Annotated in this window: 5 protein-coding genes; 2 read left to right on the top strand and 3 right to left on the bottom strand. The window is 39.2% G+C overall.

From position 1 onward, the window contains the following. Positions 1-568 (top strand): IS630 family transposase (locus W293_RS0100725; RefSeq protein ID WP_156916403.1); only part of this gene is annotated, 568 nt, incomplete at its 5' end. Positions 569-1,015: 447 nt separating this feature from the next. Here the strand turns inward: W293_RS0100725 and W293_RS0100720 are convergent. The 3 genes from W293_RS0100720 to W293_RS0100710 are packed head-to-tail and all read right to left on the bottom strand — an operon-like array spanning position 1,016 to position 7,534. Beyond that, positions 1,016-4,291, bottom strand: coding sequence for a type I restriction endonuclease subunit R (locus W293_RS0100720; protein ID WP_025650622.1), 3,276 nt, complete (start codon positions 4,289-4,291; stop codon positions 1,016-1,018). Between the two features lie 23 nt (positions 4,292-4,314). Next, the gene (locus W293_RS15850; RefSeq protein ID WP_025650621.1) at positions 4,315-5,565 is read right to left on the bottom strand and encodes a restriction endonuclease subunit S; all 1,251 of its coding nucleotides are present in this window, start codon (positions 5,563-5,565) and stop codon (positions 4,315-4,317) included. Then, complete coding sequence (locus W293_RS0100710; RefSeq protein ID WP_025650620.1) at positions 5,555-7,534, bottom strand: class I SAM-dependent DNA methyltransferase; 1,980 nt, start codon at positions 7,532-7,534, stop codon at positions 5,555-5,557. Before W293_RS0100710 ends, W293_RS15850 begins: the two co-directional genes overlap by 11 nt. 76 nt (positions 7,535-7,610) lie before the next feature. Here W293_RS0100710 and W293_RS0100705 point away from each other — a divergent pair. Beyond that, positions 7,611-8,604, top strand: a 994-nt coding sequence (locus tag W293_RS0100705) for an IS256 family transposase (protein ID WP_025650619.1), incomplete at its 3' end; no start/stop codon positions are given.

Genomic DNA, 8,604 nt, shown 5'->3' with positions numbered 1-8,604 from the left:
ATCAGTCAAAAAAAAGACTTTAGAACATCCAAAAGCCTGTCCGATCAAAAGAGCGATATATCAGAATAAGCTTGAGCACTTTAAGCAGCAAGGCTACCCCATTGTATATATGGACGAAAGCGGCTTTGAGCACGAGACCATTCGCTCTCATGGCTATGCACCGATTGGTGAGCCTTGTATCGATAGCTACAACTGGCAAGGTAAAAGGCGAACCAACGTTATCGGTGCTCTATATGAAAAGATGCTGTTTGCCCTAGATTACTTTAAGCACAACATCAACAGCATCGTCTTCTATCACTGGTGCAAACACAAGCTAATCCCAAGTCTTAAAACCAAATGCGTGATTGTGATGGATAATGCCAGATTTCATAAGAGTAAGCGTATTCAAAAGCTACTGAATAGGCATGGTCATCGTATTCTATGGCTGCCGCCGTACAGCCCTGATTTGAACCCTATTGAGAAGAAATGGGCTCAGGTGAAGTTTCTACGCCAAGGCTGGATGGAAAACGACTTATCCAAATTGTTTTATGATGTTTGTCCTAACCATAACAATTTTATTTTGAGCTGACTATAGTGTACAACTCTATTTTTATGCGTTGCTGATGTTGCAATTATAAGAAATAAAAAGAATATATCTTGCAAACAAAAATTAGGTCTTTATATTTCCGCGGTATTTAACATTCATATTCTGTCTCTATATAACGATCACAATAGCGACAAAGCCATCATTAAATAACTTAAACAATGGCTTGTGCCATTTTTTTTATTATTTTATTTTTCCCATAAAAAAACCCCGCTAATAGCGAGGTTTTAAAATATATTACTGACTAATAAGTCTTAGGTATCTCTTATCATCGTCAAAATGGTTATATATACCTATTAATAAATCAATAACCCTAGAACATACGTTTTATACAGTCTTTTATTAAATCAAAGCCTAAAGTGTAAAGTAAACTGTAAATAATATCAATTTTATAGCTCTAAACTTTACACTTTTCTTAATTTATCAATTAATTTAGCTAGCCCATTTTTCGTCATTAATAGCCAAGTGCTGTAGTAAATCAAAAACCTGAGTCACCTTGTTCTCGAAGATTTCTTTATCGTAGGAATCAGGAAGGTCTTCATCTAGAACCTCTTCAATGAACGAACGAACCTTTGCTTTAGTATGAGAGTCTCTCCACCAGTCCTGCACTAATACTTTGGGTGATGCATCTATTAGAGACTTAATAAGGTCTTTAGCCGCAAGCTTAACTGCCTGCTCCTCTTTCTTCGTCAGTTTATCTTTAGCCAACAAATCAAATATTTCCAACTCATCTTCTGTCAAGCCTTCACGGACATGCCGATGATCTTCCTCTTTTAAGTCTTGAGCAAACTTTTGCAACTCTTCAAAGAACTCTTCCGTTTGTGTTGCTCCAGCATTATATCGGTCAATTATATTACGATAACGCTCTGCAAAATTTACTCGTCCTTGATTGGTTTTAAGCATCTGTTTGATTTTTTTCTCAATAAACTTCTTCATGTCTGCTATGGCGATATGTTTATGTTCAGTTTGCTTAAATTCGGCTCTCAACTGCTCGAAATCTACATTAGCGAGATTCCAACTAGCGCTTTTAGTGATTTGGTACTCGCTTACTGGTTCTGCTACTGAGCTAGTATTGTTACCATCTACTACAACACTACGATCTAGTAAGCTTGAAACCTGAACGGCTTGCTCATCCAAATCATCTTGATCAATCTTATTGGCAATAAACGTGTGTAAGAACTGCATAACACTGACAATAGGTCTTGGTTGACTAAGAATCGTAGGCTTAGCCGCTTCATACAGACCAGCAACTACATTGAAATGCACATTGTACGTTTTACGTATGAGATCTTGCGATAGCATAATATCCGCATAATCAGCAAACAAAGCGTTTTGCTTGAAAACTTCTTGAGCTTCAATGATTTTCGTCAAATCTACTTCATGAGACAGACAGAATGTAAGTGTTTCCACTATCGCTTCATCTAATAGGTTAATTAATACTGACTTGTCTTGTACAGGGTCTGTTCCATCTCCTGAATCCGTGCCTTGACCATAATCTTTTAGCGCAGACTTAAGGTTTCTGAATACATTGTAGTAATCAATAATCTCACCATTAGTTTTTTCTACCAATTGCCCGCTATCATTTCTAGTCTTAAAAGAGGTTACACGGTTCGCTCTTGCGATGGTTTGCATCAGCGTATGACCCTTCATAGGCTTATCAATGTACAGCGTTGAGACAGTGGGAGCATCAAAGCCTGTTAGCCACATAGCACACACAAAAACCAATTGTAATGGATGCTCAGCGTCCTTAAAGTCATCTTCTATATCTCGACTATTGGGTTGCTGCTGCGTCAGTCTATTGATATGCTTTTGGATTTCCAGTCCCTGCTTTTCAAACCGCTCTTTTTCAGAGGCAGGACTGCTTATAACGACTGCCATTTCGATACTTTGCATATACTTAAGACGATTTTTAAGACGGACTCTTTCCAAATCGTTTTGAGTTTGATTGATTCGGCCTTGTAGCTTACGTTGCTCTTTTTTCCATAACTCCGTCACCTTGTCATACATGCGAACCGTAGTGAACTGATCAACAGATATCACCATGCCTTTACCACGATACCCACGTCGAGGGAAATGGTAAACGATGTCGGCTGCTATAGTATCCAAGCGGTCATCACGCTTGATGACCTCAAGCTCTTTTGAAAAGTTGTTTTCTAATTTCTCTCGCTGTGCATCAGACAGATCTTCGTCTTCTAAGATCTCCGCTAACTCTTCATTCAATGCCTCATTCTGTAATAGCACCTCTGGAACACGTTTTTCGTAAAACAAAGGTAATGTTGCATGGTCTTCAATAGCTTGCTGAAAGGTATATTCGGACACATACTCACCAAACCACTGCTTAGTCTTTTTTTGCTTGAGAATTGGTGTGCCTGTAAAGGCTAGGAAATGTGCACCTTTAAGTCCTGAGCGCATGTTGTCAGCGAGCGTATCGTATTGGGTACGATGCGCTTCATCTACGATAACGATGACTTCTCTTTCATCCTTATCATAGAGTAATGGGTACTTCTCACCCTTCTCATAACGGAACTTCTGAATGAGTGTAAAAACGATTTTCAGATTCTGACCTAGCATTTCACGCATCTGATGACTATTCTTCGGTTTGGCAATCTCCGTTTCTTTTACCGCCTCCGTCGCCAAGAAGTTTTTGGATATCTGCTTGTCTAAATCATCTCTGTCAGTGATGACGACAAAACTAAAGTTGCCTGCACATTTACGAAATACTTTACGGATAAAGAACACCATAGCAAAGCTCTTACCTGAACCTTGCGTATGCCAAAATACGCCCAAACGCCCCTGCAATTGATCTCTAATTAGGAAGTTCTCAAAAGCATGCTTAACGCCTAAGAACTGATGGTTCTGGGCGACAATTTTTACTTTTTCGTTTTGGTATAGAATAAAGTTTTCGATGTAGTCTAATAGCCGTTCAGGCCTAAACAGCCCTGCAAGCAAGTACTCGATGCTATTACCATGAGTTTCAATCTGCTGCTTATCTACTTTTTCTTTCTCGTTATCCACCCTTAGCCAAGGATAGAAGTTTTCCCAATCTGCGGTAAAGCTCCCTATCTTAGTATCTGAGGCATTAGATAGGATGCAAAAGGCATTATATAAAAATAGCTGTGGGATATCGTTTTTGTAGTTGGTCAAGTTATCCGTCAAAGCGTTTTGTAGCTTGACGTTAGAGTTTTTTAGCTCAAAGAAAACAATCGGCAAGCCGTTGATATAGAGCAATATATCAGGACGACGGTACTTTCTGATGGGTTCAAGACCAGTCGTCTTAATGGTTAGCTGTGTTACTAATAAAAACTCATTATTAGTAGGGGTATCGAAGTCTATGAGACGTAAAGGTATATTTTCGCGCTTAACACCATTAGCATCTTCATAAGTGACGTTAATTCCATCACGAATATAGCTATATATCTGCTTGTTGGCTTTCAGAGTAGACATCGATACACGCCGACTCATGATGTCCTTCACTGCTGATAGAATGGTGGCCTCAGGCACGTTAGGGTTCAGCTGCATGCATTTAGCAACTAAGCGCTCTTTGAATACGACGTCACGCTTATCTGTACGCTTTGAGCCATCGTTGAGATCTTCAGGGTCGATAGTAGTGCAATCGATATGCTGATAGGAATAGCGCTGCTGCAAAAACTTAATACAGGCTTTTTCAATTTTATCTTCACTGATGAAATTATATGTCACTTTTGCCATACTTCTAGTCCTATGAATATTTTTTATTTTTCTTCAGCTTCATCACTTGTTTGCATAGATGGTGGGTATTGAATATCTAGATCATCAACAGATAGCTCACCCGATACTAAACGCGGTAATAAAGCAGCTTTCATTCCCTCGAGTAATTTGATTTGCTGTAAGAAAATAAATATCTGGTCTATTCTTGGCATGCATATTTCATTGAAACTTTCTAGAATATCTCTAGGAGGTAGGCGCAACTCAGTTTTCTTCAAGAAATCCCAATCTGCTCTAGGCATTTTAGTACCTTTTGATGATACGTTGGCTAAGTCTATAAAAGCATCGCTAAATATAGTAAAAAGCAAATAAATTAAGTGAATATTGTCTTTAGGTCTGATTACCAAAATATCAGTTGAACAAACACCATCAAAATTTGCTATACAAACTTTATGCAGATAAGGCCTTATTTTCCCAAATAATATATCAAACTTCTGAAAAGCCAGTTTATTACTGCTAACAGAATCAGTGGTTGACGATTTATATAGGCTTATACTTTTTCTACTTAGATGTTCTAACCCAAGATATGTCTGTTTGCTATCTAAATCTTCTAACTTTACTGACTTTCTAATCTCCTTACATAGATCTTCAACTGTAACTAAATCCCAACTACTAGGTAATTCTGGTTTAAGCTCAATCATTTTCCGTTTAGGCGAACGGACAAACCATTCTTTGTACAACTCTTCAATAGTTCTTTCTAAAATCCCTATGCGTAGTTTGTTAGCTTCTATCAAATTATCATATGTATGTAAAATAGCTGCTATTTTCTCCTGAATCCGTAAATCAGGAGCAATGATAGGTAAATTCCCAATCATTTCTAGGCTCAAAAAACCTTGAGCAGAACCACTCTTCATTATATCTACAGTAGACTGGAATATATGAGAACTCATGTATAAGTATAAATATTTAGGTAATATTTTTTTCTTAGACCTTAGAATAGCTACGCTACTTGAAATTCCAAACCTATCTTCCGGCTTAACTAAGTATGGTGTTCCGATAGTTCCAATAATACCAAACACAATGTCTTGGCTTATAGGGTTTAGCAGTGACTTCTTATCTATAAAATATCTTTCATAATCTGACTCAGATATATAATCAACGTTAGTTAAATCCAAACCATCAGGCTTAAAGTTTTTGGAGGTAAAGTACGGTACACCTGAATCTTGCCTCTCTATTGAAGTATGGATGCCATCTCCGATTACACAAAGCTCTCTCAACTTTTGGAAATTAATTCCCATAACCTTTCACCTCTAAGATTTTACTTATATTCTCATTAAGAACACTTTCCAACTGTTGAGCTTGCTTATTTAAAGACATAAACTCTTCATTCATTTCATGAATATAGTCAATAAAATCTTCTTCAGTACGACCGTCTTCTTCGATCACCACACCAACATAACGCCCTGTATTAAGTGAATAACCCTGCTCCTCAATATCTTTAAGATTAGCAAGCTTACATAGTCCCGTTATATCTTCATAGCGAGCTTCAGGAAAACGTTGTTGTAACCAATCTATATGATTGAAATAATATTCAGCACGTTTTCTATCATTACGTATAATTGCTAGTAAATCTTTTATAGCCTTTATTTCAGCAGTTATAGCTGTTAGTGCTCTCAAATCAGTGTCTTTTTCTTTGATCAGCTTTTTGTCATTAGTTTCCTTTGCATCAGCAAGCCCTTTACGGGCTTGAGCGACCTGCTCTTTATTGTCTTTTTCCTTTTCCCTGATACCTTTATCTAGTTGCTTATTATTATCTTGCAGTGCTTTGAAGAAAGGCTTGAACTCCTGTAAAAGGCTTATCTGGTCAGTATTTAGGTCATCAATATCTTCATTTGCGATCTGACTTATATCCTGAGCCTCCAAATAGGCTTGATACTTACTTTGCAAAGGGGAAAGTGCATGCCAATTGTCATTTAGCGTATTAACAATTGTTTTCAGTGCTTTATCACCCGCTACCACTGCTTTGAGCTGCTCAATAGCAGGTTCGATGTCAGATACCGTTTCTGTCAGTATCTGCATACCAAGACCGAAGTAGCTGTCTATTAAACTGACATACTCGCGACGACGACCTTTATGTAACTTACCAATCATCGCAATATTTTGGATTTGCTCATCAGTAAAGTCACGATGAGTTCGATCAATTTGTCTAAATATATTACGCGCATCAATAAACAATATATTGTCATCGGTTTTGTTTTTATCAAAAAACCATAGCGTTGCTGGTAGGGTCACGGTATAGAACATATTTGATGGTAGCGTCAGCATGCCATATATAATATTATCCTCGATGATCTGCTTACGAATATCCTCTTCTGCATTGCGAGCATCAGAGGCAGAGTTTGGCATCACTAGCGCAGCACGACCACTATTTCGTGCCTCAGCTTCTGCTTGGTTTTTTAGAGATGTGGCAAATAAACTGATCCAAAGGTAGTTCGCATTCGTTACTGTTTCATCTTTACCATCTGTTTTTTTATTCTTAGTCTTTTTTCGAGGTAAGCCATAAGTATTAAAACGCTTATCGTCTTCAACAGTAGCAACCGATACGTCATCGACGTTAAACGGTGGATTCGCCATGATAAAATCAAAGTTCTCATAACTATCGAAAGGGTCTTCTGAATAGCTGTTGGCCTGTCTAATCTCTCCTCTAAGGCCATTGACGAATAAGTTCATCTTAGCGAGCTTGACCGTATCACGGGTCTTCTCTTGACCATATACGCTCAAATCTATCGTACTGTCTTTTTCTTCTAGCTCGCCATGCGCTTTAAGCTGCTCATTACGATCCTCAACGAAATGTAGTGACTGAACGAACATACCGCCTGAGCCGCAAGCAGGGTCATATACCGTCCCATGATAGGGCTCGATGACCTCTACCATCAGTTTAACAACAGAGGTAGGCGTAAAGAATTCACCACCTTTCTGACCTTCTGAGAGCGCAAACTTCCCCAAGAAATACTCGTAAATGCGTCCAAAGACATCACCACTGGCATCAGTTGGGATATTAGAAAAGCTTCTTAAAAGACCTTTTAAAGCTTTCTTGCCTTCTTCTAAGCGACTAAACGCGGCATACTCATCTTTAGGTAGTACATCGACGAACTTATCATCCTTTTTGAAGTCCTCTATAGACTGCATAGCATTTGAAATTTCAGTTGACAAATCTGCTGACTCTGGTAGCTCTAACAGGTACTTGTAGCGTGCTTTAGGTGGCAAATAGAAGCCGCAGTGCTTTAGGGAGTTTCCTAAAAACTGTGTAACTGCTTATAATCCCATAACAGGAGAATAAGCAATGACCAAGCAAACTGACATTAAGAAACTGGCCGAGCAGATGGCTAGTAGTATGAACAGCTTCGATGACATCAAAGACTTCCAAAAGCAGCTCATGCAATCGTTTATTGATACCGCCCTAGAAGCTGAGATGGAAGACCATCTTGGCTACCCTAAGCATGAGAAAGCAGATAAGCCAAATAAACGCAATGGGCATACTAAAAAGACCGTCCGCAGTGACACAGGCGATCTTGAGATATCCACCCCAAGAGACCGTGATGGCGACTTTGAACCTGCTTTAGTACGTAAGCATCAAACCCGTATTAGCGGCCTTGATGACAAGATCATATTCCTTTACGCCAAGGGTCAAACCACCACTGAGATTGTAGAGAGTATCAAAGAGCTCTACGATGTCGACATCTCAAGCACCCTGGTTTCAAGAGTCACTGACAACATCTTAGAGGACATCACCGCTTGGCAGAACCGGCCGTTAAGCAGTGTCTATCCTATCGTCTATCTAGACTGTATTGTCGTGAAGATACGTCAAGATAAACAGATTATCAACAAGGCTATCTATCTGGCACTAGGTGTGGGACTTAATGGTAAAAAAGAGCTGCTTGGTATGTGGCTATCAGAGAATGAGGGCGCTAAGTTCTGGCTGGGTGTACTCACTGAACTACAAAACCGCGGGGTGCAAGATATCCTCATTGCCTGTGTCGATGGTTTAAAGGGCTTCCCTGATGCCATCAATACCGTTTATCCCAACGCTCAGGTTCAGCTGTGTATCGTACACATGGTGCGCTATTCGATGAAGTTTGTACCTTGGACAAATAAAAAGGCAGTAGCGGCTGATCTAAAGGCTATCTACGGCGCTGATACGCTTGAGATAGCAGAGGCTAACCTTGAACACTTTGATGAGGTATGGGGCACTGAGTACCCGCATGTGGTTAAGTCTTGGCGCAATAACTGGGAGGGCTTAACGGTGTTCTTTAATTACCCTAAAGACATCAGAAAAG

Origin of the sequence: Psychrobacter sp. TB67 (assembly GCF_000511065.1) — a bacterium.
GTDB classification, from domain to species: Bacteria; Pseudomonadota; Gammaproteobacteria; order Pseudomonadales; family Moraxellaceae; genus Psychrobacter; species Psychrobacter okhotskensis.
This window is presented reverse-complemented; position numbering and strand designations above follow the sequence as displayed.